The sequence below is a fragment of the Arthrobacter sp. B1I2 genome (genome assembly GCF_030816485.1).
Taxonomy (GTDB): domain Bacteria; phylum Actinomycetota; class Actinomycetes; order Actinomycetales; family Micrococcaceae; genus Arthrobacter.
Genome location: NZ_JAUSYC010000001.1, coordinates 4260250 through 4279659, shown reverse-complemented (window position 1 = coordinate 4279659; position 19410 = coordinate 4260250). Strand labels below are relative to the sequence as shown.

19 protein-coding genes are annotated in these 19410 nt (G+C 66.6%); 10 read left to right on the top strand and 9 right to left on the bottom strand.

The window, feature by feature from the left end; genetic code table 11:
- Nucleotides 1–44 precede the first annotated feature (44 nt).
- Together QFZ57_RS19785 and QFZ57_RS19780 are read right to left on the bottom strand one after the other, a co-directional pair.
- Nucleotides 45–1703: a thiamine pyrophosphate-binding protein gene (locus QFZ57_RS19785; protein WP_306901469.1), complete on the bottom strand. Its 1659-nt coding sequence runs from the start codon at nucleotides 1701–1703 to the stop codon at nucleotides 45–47.
- Nucleotides 1704–1812: 109 nt separating this feature from the next.
- The gene (locus QFZ57_RS19780; protein ID WP_306901468.1) at nucleotides 1813–2325 is read right to left on the bottom strand and encodes an Lrp/AsnC family transcriptional regulator; all 513 of its coding nucleotides are present in this window, start codon (nucleotides 2323–2325) and stop codon (nucleotides 1813–1815) included.
- Between the two features lie 93 nt (nucleotides 2326–2418).
- Here QFZ57_RS19780 and hisC point away from each other — a divergent pair, with 93 nt between their 5' ends.
- The gene (gene hisC / locus QFZ57_RS19775; protein ID WP_306901467.1) at nucleotides 2419–3516 is read left to right on the top strand and encodes a histidinol-phosphate transaminase; all 1098 of its coding nucleotides are present in this window, start codon (nucleotides 2419–2421) and stop codon (nucleotides 3514–3516) included.
- Between the two features lie 43 nt (nucleotides 3517–3559).
- Nucleotides 3560–4972, top strand: coding sequence for an amino acid permease (locus QFZ57_RS19770; RefSeq protein ID WP_306901466.1), 1413 nt, complete (start codon nucleotides 3560–3562; stop codon nucleotides 4970–4972).
- Between the two features lie 118 nt (nucleotides 4973–5090).
- On the opposite strand, the gene QFZ57_RS19765 is transcribed toward QFZ57_RS19770, so the two are convergent.
- From QFZ57_RS19765 to pxpA, 5 genes are read right to left on the bottom strand one after another with little or no spacing between them, the layout of a single operon-like run.
- Nucleotides 5091–6071, bottom strand: a complete 981-nt coding sequence (locus QFZ57_RS19765; RefSeq protein WP_306901465.1) for a biotin-dependent carboxyltransferase family protein — start codon at nucleotides 6069–6071, stop codon at nucleotides 5091–5093.
- Nucleotides 6061–6966, bottom strand: coding sequence for a 5-oxoprolinase subunit B family protein (locus tag QFZ57_RS19760; protein WP_306901464.1), 906 nt, complete (start codon nucleotides 6964–6966; stop codon nucleotides 6061–6063). Before QFZ57_RS19760 ends, QFZ57_RS19765 begins: the two co-directional genes overlap by 11 nt.
- Nucleotides 6963–8312, bottom strand: coding sequence for an acetyl-CoA carboxylase biotin carboxylase subunit (locus QFZ57_RS19755; protein WP_306901463.1), 1350 nt, complete (start codon nucleotides 8310–8312; stop codon nucleotides 6963–6965). The genes QFZ57_RS19760 and QFZ57_RS19755 overlap by 4 nt, the downstream gene beginning before the upstream one ends.
- Before the next feature lie 9 nt (nucleotides 8313–8321).
- Nucleotides 8322–8561 (bottom strand): acetyl-CoA carboxylase, encoded by a 240-nt coding sequence (locus tag QFZ57_RS19750; protein WP_306632150.1) that lies wholly within the window; start codon nucleotides 8559–8561, stop codon nucleotides 8322–8324.
- Nucleotides 8562–8574: 13 nt separating this feature from the next.
- Nucleotides 8575–9339, bottom strand: coding sequence for a 5-oxoprolinase subunit PxpA (gene pxpA, locus QFZ57_RS19745; RefSeq protein ID WP_306901462.1), 765 nt, complete (start codon nucleotides 9337–9339; stop codon nucleotides 8575–8577).
- Between the two features lie 100 nt (nucleotides 9340–9439).
- On the opposite strand from pxpA, the gene QFZ57_RS19740 reads away from it, so the two are divergent.
- A complete protein-coding gene (locus tag QFZ57_RS19740; protein WP_306901461.1) occupies nucleotides 9440–10885 on the top strand; it encodes a helix-turn-helix domain-containing protein in 1446 nt (481 codons plus the stop codon).
- Here the strand turns inward: QFZ57_RS19740 and QFZ57_RS19735 are convergent.
- A complete protein-coding gene (locus QFZ57_RS19735; protein ID WP_306901460.1) occupies nucleotides 10882–11937 on the bottom strand; it encodes a LacI family DNA-binding transcriptional regulator in 1056 nt (351 codons plus the stop codon). The two genes, QFZ57_RS19740 and QFZ57_RS19735, sit on opposite strands and share 4 nt — an antisense overlap.
- Nucleotides 11938–12194: 257 nt before the next feature.
- Between QFZ57_RS19735 and QFZ57_RS19730 the strand changes: the two genes are divergently transcribed.
- Genes QFZ57_RS19730 through QFZ57_RS19700 form a run of 7 tightly spaced genes read left to right on the top strand, consistent with a single transcriptional unit; the run spans nucleotide 12195 to nucleotide 18546 of the window.
- Nucleotides 12195–13214 (top strand): asparaginase, encoded by a 1020-nt coding sequence (locus tag QFZ57_RS19730; RefSeq protein WP_306901459.1) that lies wholly within the window; start codon nucleotides 12195–12197, stop codon nucleotides 13212–13214.
- Nucleotides 13215–13258: 44 nt separating this feature from the next.
- Nucleotides 13259–14149: a polysaccharide deacetylase family protein gene (locus QFZ57_RS19725; RefSeq protein WP_306901458.1), complete on the top strand. Its 891-nt coding sequence runs from the start codon at nucleotides 13259–13261 to the stop codon at nucleotides 14147–14149.
- The gene (locus QFZ57_RS19720; RefSeq protein WP_306632144.1) at nucleotides 14146–15537 is read left to right on the top strand and encodes an MFS transporter; all 1392 of its coding nucleotides are present in this window, start codon (nucleotides 14146–14148) and stop codon (nucleotides 15535–15537) included. The genes QFZ57_RS19725 and QFZ57_RS19720 overlap by 4 nt, the downstream gene beginning before the upstream one ends.
- Entirely contained in the window at nucleotides 15524–16288 is a 765-nt protein-coding gene (locus QFZ57_RS19715; protein WP_306632143.1) for an SDR family NAD(P)-dependent oxidoreductase, read from the top strand. Before QFZ57_RS19720 ends, QFZ57_RS19715 begins: the two co-directional genes overlap by 14 nt.
- 26 nt (nucleotides 16289–16314) lie before the next feature.
- A complete protein-coding gene (locus tag QFZ57_RS19710) occupies nucleotides 16315–17061 on the top strand; it encodes an SDR family NAD(P)-dependent oxidoreductase (protein WP_306632142.1) in 747 nt (248 codons plus the stop codon).
- 14 nt (nucleotides 17062–17075) lie between these two features.
- Nucleotides 17076–17453 carry a hypothetical protein gene (locus QFZ57_RS19705; RefSeq protein WP_306901457.1) on the top strand — a complete coding sequence of 126 codons (378 nt, stop codon included), beginning with the start codon at nucleotides 17076–17078 and terminating at the stop codon, nucleotides 17451–17453.
- On the top strand, nucleotides 17446–18546 hold the full coding sequence (locus tag QFZ57_RS19700) for an NADH:flavin oxidoreductase (protein ID WP_306901456.1): 1101 nt from the start codon (nucleotides 17446–17448) through the stop codon (nucleotides 18544–18546). The genes QFZ57_RS19705 and QFZ57_RS19700 overlap by 8 nt, the downstream gene beginning before the upstream one ends.
- Nucleotides 18547–18633: 87 nt before the next feature.
- Here QFZ57_RS19700 and QFZ57_RS19695 read toward each other — a convergent pair whose 3' ends face one another.
- Nucleotides 18634–19383, bottom strand: a complete 750-nt coding sequence (locus tag QFZ57_RS19695) for an SDR family oxidoreductase (protein ID WP_306901455.1) — start codon at nucleotides 19381–19383, stop codon at nucleotides 18634–18636.
- Nucleotides 19384–19410 lie beyond the last annotated feature (27 nt).

The following is a 19410-nucleotide window of genomic DNA, read 5'->3' as shown; positions in this document are numbered from 1 at the left end:
ATCGGTGTCCGCGATTAGGGGGAGTGACTTCGCCCATGCGGGTTTTACCCCACTACCGCGGCCTTTGCCGCGCGCTTGGCGTTCATCCACTCGCTCAGCCACGGGGCCCGGACGGTGGACGTGATCCGGCAGTCGGCCACGAAGGTCCCCTTGGCGCCGGCGTCGATCCAGTCCTGAAGCGCGGCAAGATCCGATAACGAACGGATGACGGCTGACTCAGCCCCCAAAGCCCTGGCGATCCCGCTGAAGTCCACCTCGGGAATCAGCATGGGCTTTTCGGTCAGGCCCTGCGAGCCGTACTGGTGGATCTCGGCCCCGTAGGCGGCGTCGTTGTAGATCACCACGATGGCACTGCTCGCCGCGCCGATCAGCGATTCAAGGTCGGACAGGCCCATGAGGAAACCGCCGTCGCCGGATGCCAGCACCAGGGTGCGGCCGTCCTCCAGCGCACGGGCTGCCCCGACGGCGCTTGCAAGTCCCAGCCCGATGGACTGGAAAGCGGTCCCCACCATGACCAGGTCCTGCGGCCGGGGGATGTTCCAGTACATGGGTGCCCAGCCGATGAAGTGCCCGCCGTCCTGGACTATCGTGCGGCGCTCCGGCAGCACGACGTCCAGCGCGGCGGCAAGGGCGCGCGGGTCCAGCCGGCCGTCTTCGGTCACGTCGGATCCGGCATGATGTCCCGGTCCCGCAGCCACACGCTTGGAAGCTTCCGCGCGCCAAGCATCCGCCGCAGCATCGCCGTCCAGCAGCTGGAGGAGACGCTCCGCGGCGGACTTGGCGTCGGCGCGGACGAACAGGTCCACCCGCGGGTTGGTCGGCTGCAGGGCGGTGTCGATCTGGATGACGGTGCTGTCCGGGCCCAGCAGGTGCCCGAACCGCATAGTGAACGGGCTCAGGCTGGCCCCGGCCACCAGGACCACGTCGGCCTCGCCCATGAGCCCGGCCGCGGTGTCGGTGCCGAAACCGCCGGCCACGCCCAGGTACCCCTCGCCATTGAGGAGGTTGAGCGCCAGGGCGGTTCCGGCGGTCAGTGCGCCCAGCCGGTCGGCGAGTTCGCGGAGTTCCGGGCCGGCGCCGGCGAGGTGCGCGCCGCGGCCGGCGAGGATCAGCGGCCGCCTGGCCCCGGCGAGCAGGCGGGCCACCTGCCCAAGGTCCGTGCCGCCGTCGTGCGTTCCCTTTGGTGCCGCCGGCGCTGGATGGTCTTCGTCCTCAGCCTCGAGTGCCGCGAGGTCGTAGGGGATGGCAATGACGACGGCGGTGCGCCGGGTGAGTGCGTACTCCACCGCCTGCCGGGTGATGGCGCCCCCGGCGTCGCGGGTGACGGTGAAGGTGGCAGCGCCGAGGCCCGCGGCGATGGCCGCCTGGTCCACGTCCCAGGGCCGGGCGCCGCTGGTAGGCGCGTCCCCGGTCACCAGCACCACGGGAATCTGCGCCTGGACGGCCTCGGCCAGCGCGGTGAGCGCGTTGGTGTAGCCGGGGCCGTAGGTGGTGGTGCCCGCGGCGAGACGTCCGGACGTCCGGTAGTAGGCATCGGCGGCGGCGATGGCGGCGCCCTCGTGCCGGACGGGGGAGAAGCGCAGGCCCATCTGCTCCGCGGCGTCCAGGAAGTAGACGTTTCCGTTGCCCATGACGCCGAAGACATCGCTGACATAGCTGCTGAGAACCTGTGCCACACGGCCGGAGACGGTAAGTGAAGTCATGCAGGAATCGTGTGGCCTGCATCTCACATTTGCAACACCGCTGGTTGCTGCTGGGACTTTTGGCAGCAGAACGCGCTCGCAGTGACAATGTGCCTACGTGTGGTGCCCGTCACCGCGTTTGGTCCGAAGGGCGGGTTTCCTGCTCTGACAGCCTGGCCAGGAGGCCGTCGTAGCGGGGCGGCATGAGCTCCAGGATGGAGATGGCCGTGCTGGTCCGCTCGATCCCGTCGATTTCCAGGATCTCGTTGGTGATGCGGTAGAGATCGGCCGTGCCGCGGGCCACCACCTTGGCCATAAGGTCCGCGTCCCCGGTGGTGGCGTGCACCTCAATGACCTCGGGGATCGAGGCGAGCCCGTTCTCCACCGAGCCTGTCCGGGTCTGGCTGATCGAGAGTGAGAGGAAGGCCATGAGTTCGTAGCCCAGGGCGGCGGGGTCCAGCCTGCGGCTGAAGGAGCGGAGCGCGCCGCTGCGCTCCAGCCGTGCCAGCCGGGCGTGGACGGTGTTACGTGCGACGCCGAGTGTCCGGGAAAGTGCCAGGGCGCTGGCTTCGGGGTCCTTGTCTAGGGCAAGGATGATCCGGCCGTCGAGGGAATCGAGGGTGCGAGAGTTTGCGATGGTCATATTTTCACCAGAGGTACTAGAAGTTGAGCAGAAGTCCCAGGCACCGGAGCCTACCTTGCATTGTGGTCCGGGTCACTTCCATGATCGGACCTCATGACCAGTGATCAGCTTTTGGCCGTTCCCAAAACTGCGTTGCCCACCCTCCGTGGTGCGGTAGCCGGCCTTCCGTCGTACGTCCCGGGCCGACGCAGCGCCGGTACGGACATCGCGGCCCTTGCCAGCAACGAAAGCCATTACGACCCGCTGCCTGCCGCCATGGCTGCGGTGGCCGAGGCGGCCGGCACCATGAACCGCTATCCGGACAGCGCCGCCGTCGAACTCCGGGAACGGCTGGCCCGGCACCTGGGCGTCACCACAGAAGAAGTCGCGGTGGGTCCCGGAAGCGTGGGTGTCCTGCAGCAGATCATCACCGGACTGTGCGACGCCGGGGATGAGGTGGTCTTCGCGTGGCGCTCCTTCGAGGCGTACCCCATCCTGGTGGAGCTGGCCGGCGCCCGGTCGGTCCGGATCCCGCTGGACGAGTTGGAGGGGCACGACCTGGACGCCATGGCCGCCGCCGTCACCGACCGCACCAAAGTGATCCTGCTTTGCACCCCCAACAACCCCACCGGAGTGCCCATCAGCCACGACCGCATCGAGGCCTTCCTGCGATCCGTACGCTCCGACATCCTGGTGGTGATCGACGAGGCCTACGTGGAATACGCCGACGCCGGCAGCGGCCCCGACTCCCTGGCGCTCTACCGCCGGTACCCGAACGTCTGCGTCCTGCGCACCTTCTCCAAGGCCTATGGACTCGCCGGCCTGCGCGTGGGCTACGCCGTGGCGGCGCCGGCTATTGCCGAAGGACTGCGCCGCACGGCCCTGCCCTTCGCCGTGAGTGCGCTGGCCCAGAAGGCGGCCATCGCATCGCTGGACGCGGGGGAGGAGATGGAAGCGCGGGTAGCCGCCGTCCGGCAGGAGCGTGCCCGAATGGCCGCCCAGCTGGAAACGCAGGGCTGGAAGCTGCAGCCGAGCCAGGGCAACTTCCTGTGGATCCGCGCGGATGACAACCTCCGGATGAGCCTGGTGGACGCGTTCGATTCCGCCGGCATCCTGGTCCGGGCGTACCAGGGCGACGGCGTGCGGATCACCGTTGCCGACCCCGCTTCCAACGACCGCGTGCTCCGGCTCCTGGCAGCCCACGCGGCCTGAAGTTTTATCCCCAACAGTTCCACCTACAACCAGAGGAATCTCCATGGAACAACAGACAAAGACGTCTGCCCGCGCCCTCGGCGCGGCCCTCAAACCCCGGCAGCTCACCATGATGGGCCTGGGAAGCGCCATCGGCGCGGGCCTGTTCATCGGCTCCGGCGCCGGCATCCAGGCCGCCGGCCCGGCGGTGCTGATCTCCTACCTGGTGGCCGGTACGCTCATCATCCTGGTGATGTGGGCGCTCGGCGAGATGGCTGCCGCCAATCCGGACAGCGGTGCCTTCTCCGTGTACACCGCCAAGGCGTACGGGCCCGTGGCCGGTGCCACGGTTGGCTGGCTCTGGTGGCTGCAGCTGGTGGTGGTCATCGCTGCCGAGGCGCTCGGCGCGGCGGGCCTGCTGGCCACCATCTTCCCCGCCCTCCCGGTGTGGCTGATGGCCTTCGTGTTCATCGTGCTGCTCACCGGCGTGAACCTGACCAGCGTAAAGAATTTCGGCGAGTTCGAGTTCTGGTTCGCCCTGCTCAAGGTGGCGGCGATCGTGGGGTTCCTGCTGGTGGGCGCCGCCCTGCTCTTCGGCTGGCTGCCGGGCGTGCAGTCGCCAGGTCTTTCCAACTTCACCGGAGCCGGCTTCGCACCGAGTGGTTTTGCCGGGATTGCGACGGCACTGTTTGTGGTGGCGTTCGCGTTCGGTGGCACCGAGATCGTGTCCGTGGCGGCAGCCGAGACGGCTGAGCCGGCCCGCAGCGTCAAGAAGGCAGTCCGCACCGTGCTGTGGCGCATCCTGGTGTTCTACATCGGTGCCATCTTCGTGATCGCGGCCGTGGTTCCCGTGGGTTCGGCGGGGCTGAAGAGCCCGTTCGCCGCAGTGCTGGACGCCGCCGGTATGCCCGGCGCTGCCACCGCCATCACCCTGGTGGCCGTCGCGGCACTGCTCTCCGCCCTCAACGCCAACCTCTACGGTGCCTCGCGGATGGCATTCTCCCTGGCCGAGCGCGGCGAAGCACCGCGTTGGCTGGCTTCGGTGTCCGCGGCTCGGGTTCCGGTGGCCGCAGTCCTGGCCAGCGTTGCCTTCGGCGTGGTCACGGTTGTGCTGGAGCTGGCGTTCCCCGAGAAGGTCCTGCCGGTCCTGCTGAACATCGTGGGCTCGACCTGTCTTCTGGTGTGGACGTCCGCGCTCCTGGCCCAGCTCGCGCTGCGGCTCCGCGCCGACCGCGAGGGCACGGACCTTCCCCTGCGGATGCCCGGGTTCCCGTGGCTCACTTCCCTCGGCCTGGTCATCCTCGCGGCGATCTTCACGGTGGGCTTCATCGGTGAGGACTCCCGCCCCCAGCTCCTGAGCACGTTCGCGTTGGTGGCACTGCTGGCAGGGGCGAACTGGCTGAACCACCGGTCGGGCAAGGTTCCGGCCGTTCTTGCAGCAACCGACGAGGCCAAGCCGCGGGTGCTCATCGACTAACTCAGCCGCTTGGGAACCACGACTAGGGGTCCAGGGGCAGAACCGAGGGCGCGTCCGGCTTTCGCCGGGCGCGCCCTTCGCAATACAGAAACTGCTGGTTACGCGAACTGCTACTGCCTTATCGACCCAGTGCCGCCCACGCCTTGTTCCGGCGTGCAGCAAGATCCCGCCGGGCCTCCAGGGCATCAGCCAGGCTGACAGCCACAAACCGGGTTGCCGTTCCGGGGGCCGCCCTGGCAACCAGATCCATGTCGGCGCTGATCACGGTGCCCACCATGGCGTACCCGCCGCCGGAGACGGCATCGCGGTGCAGGATGATGGGCTGGGTGCCGCCGGGAATCTGGATGGACCCCACGGCGTACCCGGCGTCCACAATGTTGGAGGGGTCCGAGCCGGCGCCGAAAGGCTGTTCCCGTTCTTTCCATTTCACCCCCGGGCCGGAGTAGCGCAGGCCCATCCGGTCAGCCACCGGGGTCACTTTCCACTCGTCATTCAGGAGATTGCCCAGGCCTTCGTCGGTGAGGCGGTGGTCGTACAACCCCAGCACGATCCGGACTTCCTGCTCTTTGGCGTAAACGGGCCGGAATTCCTCCGGAACGGTCTCGGCCTGGGGAATTTTTCCACCGTTGAGGGGCGCGCCCACGGGGACCACGTCTCCCGCCTCAAGCTTCCGGCCCTTGAACCCGCCGATCCCGCCGAGGCTGTACGTGGAGCGGCTTCCGAGCACCTCCGGGACGTCGATGCCGCCCTGGACTGCGATGTAGTAGCGGGTGCCGCCCTGGATGACGCCGAAGGAGAGCTGATCCCCGGCCTTCAGCAGCAGGCGGCTCCACTGGGGCCGCGGCTCCCCGTTGACCTTCACCTCCACAGGGGCGCCCGTGACGGCGATGACCGCGTCGCTGTCGGTGGTCAGCACGGGTCCGAGGTAGGTGCACTCAAGGACCGCTTCCCGTGCCGTGTTTCCCACCAGTGCATTTCCGAGCTCAGCGGAGTACTGGTCCATGGAACCGCTTTGCGGGATGCCCACGTTGTAGTGGCCCGTGCGCCCCTGGTCCTGGACAGTGGTGGCCAGGCCCGGGTTTCCAATTTCAAATGCCATTGAGGGCCTCCATGAGTTCACGGTTGTAGCCTTCGGGGTCTGCCAGTGCCTTGGACAGCTCGAAGGTTACCGGCGCCTGCCGGTAGCGGAAGGTGCCGGCCGAGATCTCGGCCTGGATTGAGTTGTATTCCGCCTCGGTGACCGGCTTGAACTTCACGATGTCCCCGGGGCGGAAAAACACCATGAAATCCTTGAAGTCCGCCAGGGCCTGCCCGGGATCAAAGATGGGGGCGGCGGCCACGCCGAACATCTGGTATCCGCCGGCGCCGCGGACGGAATAGATGCAGCCGAAGCATCCTCCGTGCCCCACGGTCAGTTTCGGGGTGTCGGTCCGCGGGCTCAGGTACTTGGGAACCTCCAGCTGCTTGTCGCGGTCCACCAGCTGGAACAGGAACGGCAGCCCGGCCACGAAGCCCACCATGGACACCAGCCACGGCTGTTCGTGGTGCCGCTGGATGAATTCCGCGGCGTCCTTGAGGTGGTTGACCTTGGCCGCATAGTCGATGTCGCTGCCTTCAGGCTCCTGGTGGAAGCCTTCGCGGAACCGCTCAGCCACTTCGGCGGTGAAGGGGTCCTCGTACCAGACGGGGACTTCAATGATCCGGGTTTCAAGCGCCCGTTCCTGGTGGTTCATCAGGTCGCGCTCGATGTCCCTCACGGCCGTTTCCAGCTGTTCCGGAGGCAGGACGTCAGGATCGAACCGCACCAGCAGGGATGCGTTGGCGGGGCAGATGTCCACGATTCCCGGCAGTTGGGCCGCGGAGAGCCTGCCGGCGATGGACATGACCTTGAAGTTCGCAGGCAGGCTCATGGCCTCGGAGACTTCCACGAACAGGAATTCGTCCCCGCCCCAGGTGTAGCGGGCACCCGGGAGGACGGCGGCGTCGGTGGTCATTTTGCCCCCATCAGATCGGCTGCGGTTTCGATGAACTTGGAGTGGTGGCTGACGCCGGCAAATTCAGGCCGTTTCAGCAGCGCCGTGTGGACGGGGACGGTGGTCTTGACCCCTTCGATGTGTGTTGCCTCCAAAGCCGCCAGGGCAGCTGCGATGGCGGCGTCCCGGTCCGGGGCGTGGACGATCAGCTTGGCCAGGAGGGAGTCGTAGTACGGGCTCACAACCGATCCTGCCTCCACGCCGGTGTCCACCCGGATTCCCTCACCCGATGGCCATTCCAGGGACCGGATCACCCCCGGGCTGGGGAAGAAGTGGTGGTTGGGGTCTTCCGCGTTGATGCGGCATTCGATGGCATGGCCGGTGAAGCGCACGTCGTCCTGGGAAATCGACATGGAGCCGGTGGAGGCGATCAGCAGTTGCTCGCGGACCAGGTCCACGCCGGTGATCTGCTCGGTGATGGGGTGCTCCACCTGGATGCGCGTGTTCATCTCAATGAACGCCGCCTCGTGGTTGACGGGGTCGTACAGGAACTCCACCGTCCCCGCTCCGTGGTAGCCGCATTGGCGGGCCAGAGCTACGGAAGACTCCCGGATGGTAGTGCGGACGGCCTCGGGAAGGTCCGGGGCCGGGGCTTCCTCCAGCACCTTCTGGGAACGGCGCTGCATGGAACAGTCCCGGTCACCCAAATGGATGAAGTTGGTCCCGTCGCCGAGGACCTGCACCTCAACGTGGCGGGCATGCTCCACGAACCGTTCCAGGTAGACGGTGGCGTCACCGAAGACGGCAGCGGCTTCGTCCCGGGCCATTTCGATGGTCTCCAGGAGCTCGCCTTCGTCGTGCACGAAGCGGATGCCCCTGCCGCCGCCTCCTGCGGAAGCCTTCACCACCAGCGGGTACCCGATGCCGCGCGCAATTTCGACGGCGTCCGCCTCCGGGTCCAGAGGCCCGTCCGACCCCCGCAGCACGGGGACCCCGGCTTTGGCTGCCGATTCCCTGGCCAGGGACTTGTTGCCCATCATGGCGATGGTGTCCGCGTTCGGGCCCACCCAGGTCAGGCCGGCGTCTGCCACCTTCCGGGCGAAGTCGGCATTCTCCGAGAGGAAGCCGTAGCCGGGGTGCACGGCGTCGCACCCCTGCTCCCGGGCTGCGGCGACCAGGGCGTCCTGGTTCAGGTAGCTGGCTGCTGCCTGGGCCGGGCCAACCACCACGTAATGGTCCGCTGACCGGGCTGCCAGTGATTCGGCGTCGGGCTCGCTGACTCCCAGCACTGTCTCGATGCCCATTTCGCGGGCGGTCCTGGCGACCCGCACGGCAATCTCGCCGCGGTTTGCGATGAACAGTTTCATGGGCTGCCTTTATCCTTCCCGGATGACGACGATGGAGTCGCCCGGGTTGACCATCTCGCCTTCGTTGACTTCAAAGGATTCAAGGGTCCCGGCGACGTCGGACTGGATCTCGGTGAACTGCTTCATGATTTCCACGATGCCGATGGTCTGGCCGACTTCGATGGTGTCGCCTTCATTGGCGAAGGGGGGTTTGCCCGGTCCGGGCTTGCGGTAGAAGACTCCGGGAAGGGGTGAAACGATCGTGGCCATGTGCTTCTCGCTTTCAGGAGTGGGTGGATCGGGTTGAGTTGAGTGCCTTGCGCACGGCGGAGGCGACGGCGACGGCGTTGGGAGCATCGGAATGGACGCAGATGCTTTGGAACGTGATGTCCAGGGGAGTGCCGTCGACGGCGGCCACAGGCTCGCCTGCCACCGCCCGGCTGACGCGTTCTGCGGCGGCGGCCGGGTCCGTGGGCGCGGGGCGGCGCTGGATCAGGAGCCCGCCGTCGGGGCCGTAATTCAGGTCCACGTAGAGTTCGGCAACGAAGTCCACACCCATGGCACGGCACACGGCTTCGTGAGCGGTGCCGGCGAGCCCGTAGAACGGAACAGCGAACTGTTTGGCTGTTCCGGCCGCTGCCTGCATGAGGTCTTCGTCGCCAGCGAGCATGCCGTAGAGGGCCCCGTGGGGCTTGATGTGGTTGAGGGACAGGCCGTTCTTCGCCAGGAAAGCGGTCAGTGCCCCCGTCTGGTACAGGATGATCGACTCCACTTCGTCCGGCGTGAGGACCATGCGGCGGCGGCCGAAGCCCATGGGGTCGGGGAGCCCGGGATGGGCCCCGACGGCCACACCGTGCTCAGCGGCAAGGGCCACCGTGCGGTTCATGACGTCCGGGTCTCCGGCGTGGTAGCCGCAGGCGACGTTGGCGACGTCGATGATCTCCATCAGGGCAACGTCGTTTCCGAACTCGTGCAATCCAAAACCTTCACCCATGTCCGAATTCAGGAGCACCTGGGCAGGCGTGGTTTCCGTCACGTTTTTGTGCATGCAGGCAACGGTACAGAGGCGGGGACCCTACCGGAATTGGGCGGATCGCCGAATGTGAACAGGCGGATTATGCTTCTTGCACTAACCGGGAGGAATTGCCATGCGTGTTGCCGATCTACTAGCGGACCCCGCGCTGAACATCCGCCTTGCCGTGGCCGGCAGTCCGGGACGCCTCGCCCGGCCCATCGCCTGGTGCGCGCCCACGGAGCACATGGACCCCACGCCCTTCCTCAGCGTCAACGCGCTGCTGCTGACCAACGGGATGGGCCTCAACGTCAAGGACTACCGCATTTGGGATGCCTACGTTGAGCGTCTGATGTCCGTGCCCGTAGCGGGGCTGGTTTTCGGCCTGGGCGCAGCGCACCGCGACTTGCCGGCGGGCCTGGTGAAGGCCTGTGAAACCCTTGGCCTTCCGTTGCTTGAGCTGCCTCCGGAGGTGCCGTTCGTCCTGGTGATGAGGCATGTGGACCAGCTCATCGCGGCCGAACGTTATGCCGAGCTGCGCGCCGGGTGGGAGCTGGCCGATGAGTGCACCAGGCTGGCGGCAGGCGGCCATTCCCTGGCGCAGGTACTGGAGCGGGTTGCCACCGCGATCCGGGCGCGGGTTGCGGTCCTTGACCACAACGGCTTTGAACTCATCTCCGCAGGAACAGCCGGGGGCGGAACGGCCCGGACCACCCTGAGCCTGCCGAGCGGCGGAATTCTCCGGTTCAGGCTGGCCATCGAGGGAATCAAGAGCAGCGTGGTGCTGCAGCCGCTGCTGGGGCCGGTGGCGGCGGTCATTGCCATGCAGCTGAGCTACACCCTTGGCTCCCGGTCGCCCCTGCATTCGCGGGAAGCCGCACGGTTCATGGAGGCGCTCTACGAGGCCAGGGGAACGCCGACGCCGGCCCTGCGGCGCTACGCCGCGGAGGCCGGGTTCGAGCCGGACGGGGAGTGGGGCTCGGTGCTGATCGGCGGAGCAGGGGAGATTGCGCCGGCCAAGCTGAGGACCATCGCGTGGCGCGTGAGGGTGGGCCTGCAGGCTGAGTACAGCACGGTGCGGTTCATGGAGGAGGCGGGCCTCACCACCGTGCTGGTACAGCGCAGGGAAGCCGGGATGGAGCTGATGGAAGCCGTCCGGAAGTCCTTCCAGGACGCGCCGGAACTGTCCGCCGTCGTCTCCCGGTGCGGGAATCTGGACGAACTGCCGCTGGTGCTGCAGCTGGCCCGCCGCCGGGTAGGCGAGCCGGGGCTCCATCAGGCGCCGGTTGCAGACCTCGCCGGCGTGGTGGAGGGCCTGCCCGGGCCGGGACTGGTGGGAATGTCCCGGCGCCTCCTGGCCCCGTTGATGTCCGACGGCGGCACCGCCTTGCGCGAAACGCTTGAGGCGTACTTGCGGCACAGCGGGAATACCCGCGAGACCTGCAGCGAGCTCTTCATCCACCGCAACACCCTGACGTACAGGTTGCACAAGATCGAGGAGCTTCTGCGGGTTGACCTGGATGACGGCGAAGTCCGCGCCACCTGCCTGCTGGCATTGAAGATCGTGGGCGCCGGGACTTAGTTTGCGGTCACTTCCGCCGGCGCCCTGGCGGCGCTGCTTTCCCGCACGCACAGCGTGGGCTTCAGCCGTGCAGGTTCGGGTTTTTCGCCCCTGAGCACGGCCTGGATAAGCCGCACTGCCGTCCGCCCGATCTCCGCCATGGGGGAGTGGACCGAGGTCAGCGGAATGGGAAGTTCGGCCGCCAGGGAAGTGTCGTTGTAGCCCACTACCGCCACGTCCACGCCTACCGTGAGGCCGTGGGAGCGCAAGGCTCCCATCGCTCCAATGGCGGCGAAATCGTTGACCGCGAAGATGGCGGTGGGGCGTGGCCTGCCGCTGGCGAGGATCTCTTCCCCGGCCTCCCGGCCCCCGGCGGTATCGAACCTGGACCACACCACGTCATCGTCGGAGATGGTGCCGCCCAGCGACCGCCAGCGGTCCAGGAAGCCGGCAGTGCGGTCGACGGCGGTGCTTGCGTACGGTTCGCCGGCGATCACCGCCACTTGCCGGTGGCCCATCTCCCACAGGTGGCTGGCCACGAGTTCGCCGCCGACGACGTCGTCGCAGGTGGCGGATGGGTAGCCGGGTACCCGCCGGTTCATCAGCACGAACGGGACTTTCCGGTCGGTCAGTTCCTGCAGAAGGCCGCCGTCGAGGTGGGCGTCGCCAATGATCAGGCCGTCCACCCGGCGCGCCAGCATGAGGTCGATCTTCCGCCGCTGTTCCTCGGGGTCATCGCGCGAGTTCATCACGAAGGCGGAGTAGCCCACCTCCGCTGAGGCCTCGTCGATGCCCTCGTACATGATGGCCAGGACCAGGTCCGAAAGCCGGGGGACGATGACACCGAGCAGTTTCGTCCGCCGGGTGCGGAGGCTGGCGGCCTGCGGATCGGGGGAGTAGCCGAGCTTGCGGGCCAGGTCACGGACGCGCTCCGCGGTGGCAGCCGAGGCGGCTCCCTTGGCCACGTCGGAACCCGAATGCAAAACCCTGGAGACGGTCGACGGATGGACGCCCAGCTCCCGGGCCAAATCCTTCAGCGTGACCGTCCGGCCGCCGTCGGCCTTTTCTTTCATGTCCCTCTCCTGCCCACCGGCGTCACTGTAGCCCAGGTCTGGTTCATAGCCTGCCCGAGCGACCCTTGACGTGATCCGCTTCACATCCTATAGTCATTCATCAGCGCTACCCAAACGTTTGCGTAGGTGATCCCAAAACTTCCTTCCGGCGCCCGGAAACCCGGCGTCACCCGTCCTGAACATGCAACGCCCGTCTTCTCGTGGAAAGTAACCCAATCGATTGGGTGGCGGACCGCGCGGCAACCACCGGAGCTGAAATGACTGTTACCGACGCCCACGTCGTGCTGCTGGCCACTGGAGGCACCATCTCGTCGCGTTCTTCCCAGGCCGGCGGCGCCGTCGCCTCCGATACCGGCGAGCAGGTGTTCAAAGCCTTGGGCTCGCCCGTTTCCCACCCCGTCCGGGTGCTGGACGTGTTCCAGAAGGGGTCCTACCTCCTGACGTTCGAGGACATGCTCAGGATCTGCGCCACCATCAAGGAAGTCCTCAAGGACCCCAAGGTGCTGGGCGTGGTGGTGACCCACGGGACGGACACCATGGAGGAGACCGCCTACCTGGCCGACTTGACCCACAGCGACGAGAGGCCGGTGGTCTTCACCGGCGCGCAACGGGCCGCCGATTCCGAAGCTCCCGACGGGCCGGACAACCTGGCCCGGGCCATCGCCGTCGCGGGTTCGAAGGAGGGACGGGGGAAAGGCGTGATGGTGCACTTCGCGGGCACCATCTTCCCGGCCGCCGGCGTCCGGAAAAGCCAAACTCTTCGGCTCAATGCCTTTGCGAATCCCGATTTTGGGGTACTTGGCCAGGTATCAGCCCAGGGAGAAGTTGCCATGGCAGGCAGTGCCGGCAGGCTTGAGGCCCTGCCGTTGCCCCAGCCGGGCGGCGGATCCCCCCGGGTGGACGTCGTTGCCGCCTACCCCGGCGCCGACTCCACCCTGATGCACGCGGCCCTTGAAGCGGGAGCGGCGGGCATCGTCCTGCAAGGCACCGGAAGTGGCAATGCCAACCCCAGCCTCTGCTCCGAGGTCGCCGCCGCGGTGGCGTCCGGCGTCGTAGTGGTCACCAGCACCCGCGTCGACGCCGGCCCTGTGGTCCCGATCTATGGGGCAGGCGGCGGCGGCGAAGACCTGCGTGCCGCCGGGGCCATCGGCTCCGGCCACCTCCGGCCGTCTCAGTCGCTGATTCTGCTCAGCCTCCTGCTCAGGATCAACCCCGACCGGGACCGGATCACCGAAATCTTCACCCAACGAGGGAGGCCTCCTGAACCTTCCGCCTGACACCCCAGAACACCCCGGTTCATACGAATTGAAAGGAAAATCTCATGGCTAAGGACATTCAAGTCGCCTTCGGCGTGGACGTAGACGCAGTGGCAGGCATGCTCGGCTCCTATGGAGGCGAGGACTCCCCGTGCGACATCAGCCGTGGCCTGTTCAGCGGCGAAGTGGGGGGACCGCGGCTGATCCGGTTGTTCGAGAAATACAACCTCCCGGCAACCTGGTTCGTGCCGGGCCACTCGATCGAGACCTTCCCCGAACTGACGCAGATGATTGTCGAAGCCGGACACGAGATCGGGGTGCACGGATATTCGCACGAGAACCCGATCGCCATGACCAGGGAACAGGAGACCGCCATCCTGGACCGCTCGATCGAACTGATTGAGAAGGTTTCCGGGCGCCGGCCCACGGGCTACGTTGCACCGTGGTGGGAATTCTCGCCTGTCACCAACGAAATCCTGCTGGAACGGGGCATCAAGTACGACCACTCCCTGATGCACCGTGACTTCGAGCCGTACTACGTCCGTGTAGGGGACTCGTGGAAAAAGATCGATTACACCAAGGACGCCCAAACGTGGATGGAGCCGCTGGTGCGCGGGCAGGAAACGGACCTGGTGGAGATTCCCGCCAACTGGTACCTGGATGACCTGCCTCCCATGATGTTCATCAAGGCGGCGCCGAACTCGCACGGGTTCGTCAACCCGCGCGACATCGAGGAGATGTGGCGGGACCAGTTCGATTGGGTTTACCGCGAAATGGACCAGGCGGTCTTCACCATGACCATCCACCCGGACGTCTCCGGCCGTCCGCAGGTGCTGCTCATGCTTGAGCGCCTGATCGAACACATCAACTCCCATGAGGGCGTCAACTGGTGCACCTTTGACCAGATTGCCGACTCCTTCCTTTCCCGCAGCCCCCGTAAGGACAACAAGTCATGACCATCCAAGACCCGGCTGTCGACCTGACGCAGCCCCGCCCGGACGAGAAGCGCCGCTTCCCCGTCTTTTCCAAGCGTCACACCACCACTGCTACCGTCCTCGCCCTGCTCGCCTGGACCGTGGCCGTCTTCGACTACGGCCTGTTCGGCACCCTGCTGCCGGCCATGCAGCAGGAATTCGGCTGGTCCGCGCCCGAAGCCTATGCGATCAACACCTGGATCGCCGTCGGCACCGCGATCGTCTGCTTCGGCATCGGCCCCGTGATTGACCGGCTGGGCCGCCGCAAAGGGATGATGACCACCATTGGTGGGACCGCCGTCGTCTCCGGCCTGACCGCACTGATCCCCACAGGCATCCCGTTCTTCAGCAACGCACTGCTGGTGGTGATCCGTTCTTTCGGCGGGCTCGGATTCTCCGAGCAGGCTGTGAACGCCACCTACATGAACGAGGTCTACCAGGTCACCGAGGTGGCTGATAAGCGCAAGCGCCCCGGCTTCCACTACTCCTTTATCCAGGGCGGATGGCCGTTGGGGTTCCTCCTTGCCAGCGCACTGGCCCTGGCCTTCCTGCCCTCCCTGGGCTGGCGCGCCCTGTACCTGATGGCCACCATTCCGGCCGCCGTCATCGTCTGGGTGATCGCCCGCAAGCTCAAGGAAACGCCCCAGTTCGAACTGCACCACAAGCTGACCGAGCTCGAAAAGCACGGAAAGACTGAGGACGCGCACGCGCTCGCCCACGCCTACGGCGTCGAGCACTCCTCGGCGGCACCGCTCAAGCGCATCTGGGAACCGCACCTGCGCCGGAACACTTTTGTGTTCTCGCTCGCCTGGATTGTGAACTTCTTCGGCATCACCATCTTCAGCGTCCTAGGCAGCTCGGTGCTCAAGAACGCGAAGGGCGTGGAACTTTCGGACGCCTTCTGGATGCTGATCGTCATCAACCTGCTGGCCTACTTCGGCTACGTCTTCCACGGCTGGATCGGGGACAAGATCGGCCGCAAACGGACCATCATCGGCGGCTGGATCATCTCCGGTATCTGCTTCTCCATCATGCTCAGCCCGATCGCCACCAGCCCGTTCATGATCATCCTGACCTACGGCGCCGGCCTGTTCTTCCTGGTGGGCCCGTACGCCGCCATCCAGTACTTCATGGCCGAGTGCTACCCGGTGAGCTGCCGGGCCACCGGAACCGCCTTCATCGGCGCCATGAGCCAGCCCGGAACCATCCTCGGTGGCGCCATCTTCACCGCCATTGCTGCCGGTGCCGGCACCGGCACCGCAGCCCTTTGGGTCGGTGCCCTGGGCACCCTGGTCTCCGGACTCCTGATGATCGCCGCCAAGCCCCCTGTTGAAGCCCTGTTGGAGGACCACCCCCATGACGCCCCGTAAAGTCGCCATCATCACCGGTGCCGCCAGCGGCATCGGCCGTGCCCTCGCCGTGCACTACGCCCGCCAGGGGGTGGTGTCCGTCATCGGCACCTTCCCCGGCGACCCCCACGACCCCGAGGAGACCCTCCGGCTGGTCAAGGAGGCCAACGGTGAGGCGGTGATCCACGAAGTGGACGTCCGCACCACCGTGTCCGTGGACGCCCTGGCGCAGCGGGCCGTGGACGAGTACGGACGGCTGGACTACGCCATTGCCAACGCCGGGATACTCCGCAATTCCCCGCTGGGGGAGATGACGGACGAGCGATGGCACGACATGCTCAACGTGGACCTCACCGGCGTGCTGCGCACGCTGCGTGCCGGGGCGGAGAGAATGACCGACGGCGGCGCGCTGGTTGCCGTCTCGTCCATCGCCGGCGGGGTGTACGGGTGGGAGGAACACGCCCACTATGCCGCCGCCAAGGCCGGTGTCCTGGGCCTGGTCCGCAGCGTGGCCGTGGAACTCGGCCCGCGGCAGATCCGCGCCAACGCGGTGATCCCGGGCCTCATCGAGACCCCGCAGTCCCTGGACCCGGTGAACTCGCTGGGGCCGGAAGGGCTGCAGCGGGCCGGGAAGGACATCCCCTGGGGCCGGGTGGGGACACCGGAGGAAGTGGCCAGCGTGATCGGGTTCCTCACCTCCGACGAGTCCCGCTACATCACGGGGCAGGCGCTGGTGGTCGACGGCGGCCTCACCGTGAAGATGCGCGCCTGACAACGCGCCGAGAAGGAAAGGAAACCATGAACACATCGAGCCATGCTGCTGACCAGGCCTCCGGGAACGCCCACGCAGGAAACGCCCGCCGGGTGGTGGTGACCGGCGGTTCCAGCGGGATCGGCAAAGCCATCGCCGAGGCCTTCCAAGCCAACGGGGACCGGGTGGCCGTGCTGGACCGGGCCGGAGGGGACGGCACCATCCGCGTGGACGTTGCGGATGAAGCCAGCGTGCGGGCTGCCTTCGCCGAGGCCCGGGAGAGGCTGGGCGGCATCGATGTCCTGGTCAACAGCGCGGGCCTGCTGACGGAGTCTCCGCTGGAGGACATGTCCCTGGCCATGTGGAATGAGACCCTCACGGTGGACCTGACCGGTGTGTTCCTGTGCTGTCGGGAGGTGGTGGGGGAGATGCGGCAGCGGAAGTGGGGCCGCATCATCAACATCGCCTCTCAGCTGGCCATCAAGGGCGGCGTGGGGCTGACCCACTACAGTGCGGCCAAGGCCGGCGTGGTTGGCCTCTCCAAGGCCCTCGCCCTGGAAACGGCGGCGGACAATGTCCTGGTCAACTGCATCGCCCCGGGACCGATTGAAACGCCGCTGGTGGAGGGCATCTCGGAAAGCTGGAAGGCCGCGAAACGCGCCGAGCTTCCGCTCCGGCGCTTTGGGACGCCGGCCGAAGTGGCACCAGCCGCCGTGCTGCTGGCCAGCGACCCGGGCGGAAACCTGTTTGTGGGACAGACGCTGGGGCCCAACTCCGGCGACGTCATGCCGTAAGGAAAGGAAGCCACATGTGCGGTGCCTGCGGAAGGATCACCGTTGCCGACCCTGCCCTGGGACCGGTGCGGACCCTGCGGCAACACCTGATCGTGGCAGCCACGGTCAACGCGGTCTGCACCGGCCTCCCGGGGGCCCCGAAGGTGACTGCACTCAAGGACGGCTGGCTGATGACCGGCCCCGCCGGGGCCTCCGCGCAGTGCCAGACCCTCGAAGAACTGTGGTCCGCTGTGCTGGGCTGTTTCACTGACGCGTCGGTTGTGGACCGCCTGCGTCGACGCCGGCAGGCGTACGCAGCTGATCCAGCCAATGCGGGCCTTCCGGCGCGCGCGGTTGGAATTTTGCCGGACGCTGCTGCACCAATTACTCCCAAGGAGATTTTGAATGACTGATTACACCCCGCTCTGGTCACCCATCCGGATCGGCTCCACGGAACTGGAGAACCGGGTTGCACTGGCTCCCATGACAAGGATCAGCGCAACCGAGGACGGGCAGGCCACGGAAAGAATGGCTTCCTACTACCGGACGTTCGCGCGCGGGGGCTTCGGGCTGCTGATCACGGAAGGCATCTATCCGGACACCGCCCACAGCCAGGGCTACCACTACCAGCCGGGCATCGCGACCGAGGAGCAGGCCCGGTCCTGGGCGAACGTTGTCGACGGCGTCCACGCGGCGGGCTCGAAGATCTTTGCCCAGCTGATGCATGCGGGGGCGCAGAGCCAGGGGAACCGGTTTGTGGCCTCCTCGGTGGGACCATCGGCGGTGGCACCCAAGGGGGAGCAGCTGGGGTTCTACCGCGGCGAAGGCCCGTATCCCGTTCCATCCGAGATCACCGCAGCCCAGATGAAGGAGGTGCGGGATGGCTTCGTGACAGCCGCGCTGCACGCACAGCAGGCCGGCTTCGACGGCGTTGAGATCCATGGTGCCAACGGGTACCTGCTGGACCAGTTCCTCACGGAGTACCTGAACCAGCGAGACGACCACTACGGTGGTTCGCCGGAAAACAGGGTGCGGTTCGCCGCTGAGATCTGCCGCGACATCCGCGAGGCCGTCGGCCCGGGCACGACGGTGGGGATCCGCATCTCCCAGTCCAAGGTCAGCGACACTGACCACAAATGGAGCGGCGGAGTGGAAGAAGCGAAGGTCATTTTCGGCACGCTGGGCGCTACGGGAATCGATTTTGTCCACACCACCGAGTACCGCGCCACCGAGCCCGCGTTCGCCGATGCGCAGGAATCCCTCGCTGCGCTGGCCAAGAAGTACTCGGGCGTGCCCGTGATCGCCAACGGCAAGCTCGATGATCCGGATACCGCCGTGTCCATGCTGGCGGAGGGCTCAGCGGACGTGGTTGCGCTGGGCAAAGCCGCCCTGGCCAACCGGAACTGGCCGCACCTCGTCCGGAACAACCTGGAATTCGAGGAACTCGACCCTTCCGTCTTCGCTCCCCTGGCGGACGTCAAGGACTGGGAACTGGAGGAAGGGTAGGCCGGGGGCCGATCGCAGTACGTAGCAAGCGCGAGGGCTCACACCGATAGGGCAGGGCAGAGGCCATTGACGGGGGAGCATTGGCTCTTACACGGCATCGATGGCATCGAGCCACTCCAGGAACGTCTGGCGTCCGACGGCGGAACCCGGCGCCGGGATCAGCTCGCCTTTGCGCATTGCCTTGCCCATGGGGCCGGGAACCCGCAGTGGCACGATCCGTTTTTTCTGCTGCGTCTTGGCCAGATAGGCCGCGACCAGGCCTTTCAGCTGTTCTTTCCGCGGGCCGCCAAGGTCCGGGATGCGTCCCTTCGGCCCGGCCTCGGCCGCGTTCACCAGGGCCGCGGCCACCTCCTTTGCCGCCACCGGCTGAGTGAACATCGTGGGCACGAAGACCAGGGGGCCCAATGAGGCGGCCTTGATGGACATCGGCACGAACTCATGGAACTGGGTAGACCGGATGAGGGTCCAGGGAATGCCTCCGTGCTTGACTTCGTCCTCCTGCACCAGCTTCCCGGCGTACAGTCCTGAATTGGCTTTATCGATACCCACAATGGACAGCACCACATGCTGCGTTACGCCGGCCTTTTTCTCAGCCGCCAGCAGGTTCTGGGTGGCGTTGGTGAAGAAATCCACGGCTTTCTTGGTGGAGATGGCCTGGATGCCGGCGACGTCGATGACTGTTTCGACATTCTGGAGTGCCTGGTCGAGGCCGCGCCCGGTAACCAGGTCCACCCCTTCGGTGCGGCTGAGGCTGACCACGCGGTGCCCGCGCTCCCTGGCGATGACTACAACGTGGCGGCCTACTGTACCGGTTCCCCCTGCGACGGCAATCCTCATGGAAGAAATCCTAAGCCGGTTCTTCAA

Coding starts and splice junctions, on each gene's coding strand:
- QFZ57_RS19785 (WP_306901469.1), bottom strand. CDS start 1,703: ATGACTTCACTTACCGTCTCCGGCCGTGTGGCACAGGTTCTCAGCAGC.
- QFZ57_RS19780 (WP_306901468.1), bottom strand. CDS start 2,325: ATGACCATCGCAAACTCTCGCACCCTCGATTCCCTCGACGGCCGGATC.
- hisC (WP_306901467.1), top strand. CDS start 2,419: ATGACCAGTGATCAGCTTTTGGCCGTTCCCAAAACTGCGTTGCCCACC.
- QFZ57_RS19770 (WP_306901466.1), top strand. CDS start 3,560: ATGGAACAACAGACAAAGACGTCTGCCCGCGCCCTCGGCGCGGCCCTC.
- QFZ57_RS19765 (WP_306901465.1), bottom strand. CDS start 6,071: ATGGCATTTGAAATTGGAAACCCGGGCCTGGCCACCACTGTCCAGGAC.
- QFZ57_RS19760 (WP_306901464.1), bottom strand. CDS start 6,966: ATGACCACCGACGCCGCCGTCCTCCCGGGTGCCCGCTACACCTGGGGC.
- QFZ57_RS19755 (WP_306901463.1), bottom strand. CDS start 8,312: ATGAAACTGTTCATCGCAAACCGCGGCGAGATTGCCGTGCGGGTCGCC.
- QFZ57_RS19750 (WP_306632150.1), bottom strand. CDS start 8,561: ATGGCCACGATCGTTTCACCCCTTCCCGGAGTCTTCTACCGCAAGCCC.
- pxpA (WP_306901462.1), bottom strand. CDS start 9,339: ATGCACAAAAACGTGACGGAAACCACGCCTGCCCAGGTGCTCCTGAAT.
- QFZ57_RS19740 (WP_306901461.1), top strand. CDS start 9,440: ATGCGTGTTGCCGATCTACTAGCGGACCCCGCGCTGAACATCCGCCTT.
- QFZ57_RS19735 (WP_306901460.1), bottom strand. CDS start 11,937: ATGAAAGAAAAGGCCGACGGCGGCCGGACGGTCACGCTGAAGGATTTG.
- QFZ57_RS19730 (WP_306901459.1), top strand. CDS start 12,195: ATGACTGTTACCGACGCCCACGTCGTGCTGCTGGCCACTGGAGGCACC.
- QFZ57_RS19725 (WP_306901458.1), top strand. CDS start 13,259: ATGGCTAAGGACATTCAAGTCGCCTTCGGCGTGGACGTAGACGCAGTG.
- QFZ57_RS19720 (WP_306632144.1), top strand. CDS start 14,146: ATGACCATCCAAGACCCGGCTGTCGACCTGACGCAGCCCCGCCCGGAC.
- QFZ57_RS19715 (WP_306632143.1), top strand. CDS start 15,524: ATGACGCCCCGTAAAGTCGCCATCATCACCGGTGCCGCCAGCGGCATC.
- QFZ57_RS19710 (WP_306632142.1), top strand. CDS start 16,315: ATGAACACATCGAGCCATGCTGCTGACCAGGCCTCCGGGAACGCCCAC.
- QFZ57_RS19705 (WP_306901457.1), top strand. CDS start 17,076: ATGTGCGGTGCCTGCGGAAGGATCACCGTTGCCGACCCTGCCCTGGGA.
- QFZ57_RS19700 (WP_306901456.1), top strand. CDS start 17,446: ATGACTGATTACACCCCGCTCTGGTCACCCATCCGGATCGGCTCCACG.
- QFZ57_RS19695 (WP_306901455.1), bottom strand. CDS start 19,383: ATGAGGATTGCCGTCGCAGGGGGAACCGGTACAGTAGGCCGCCACGTT.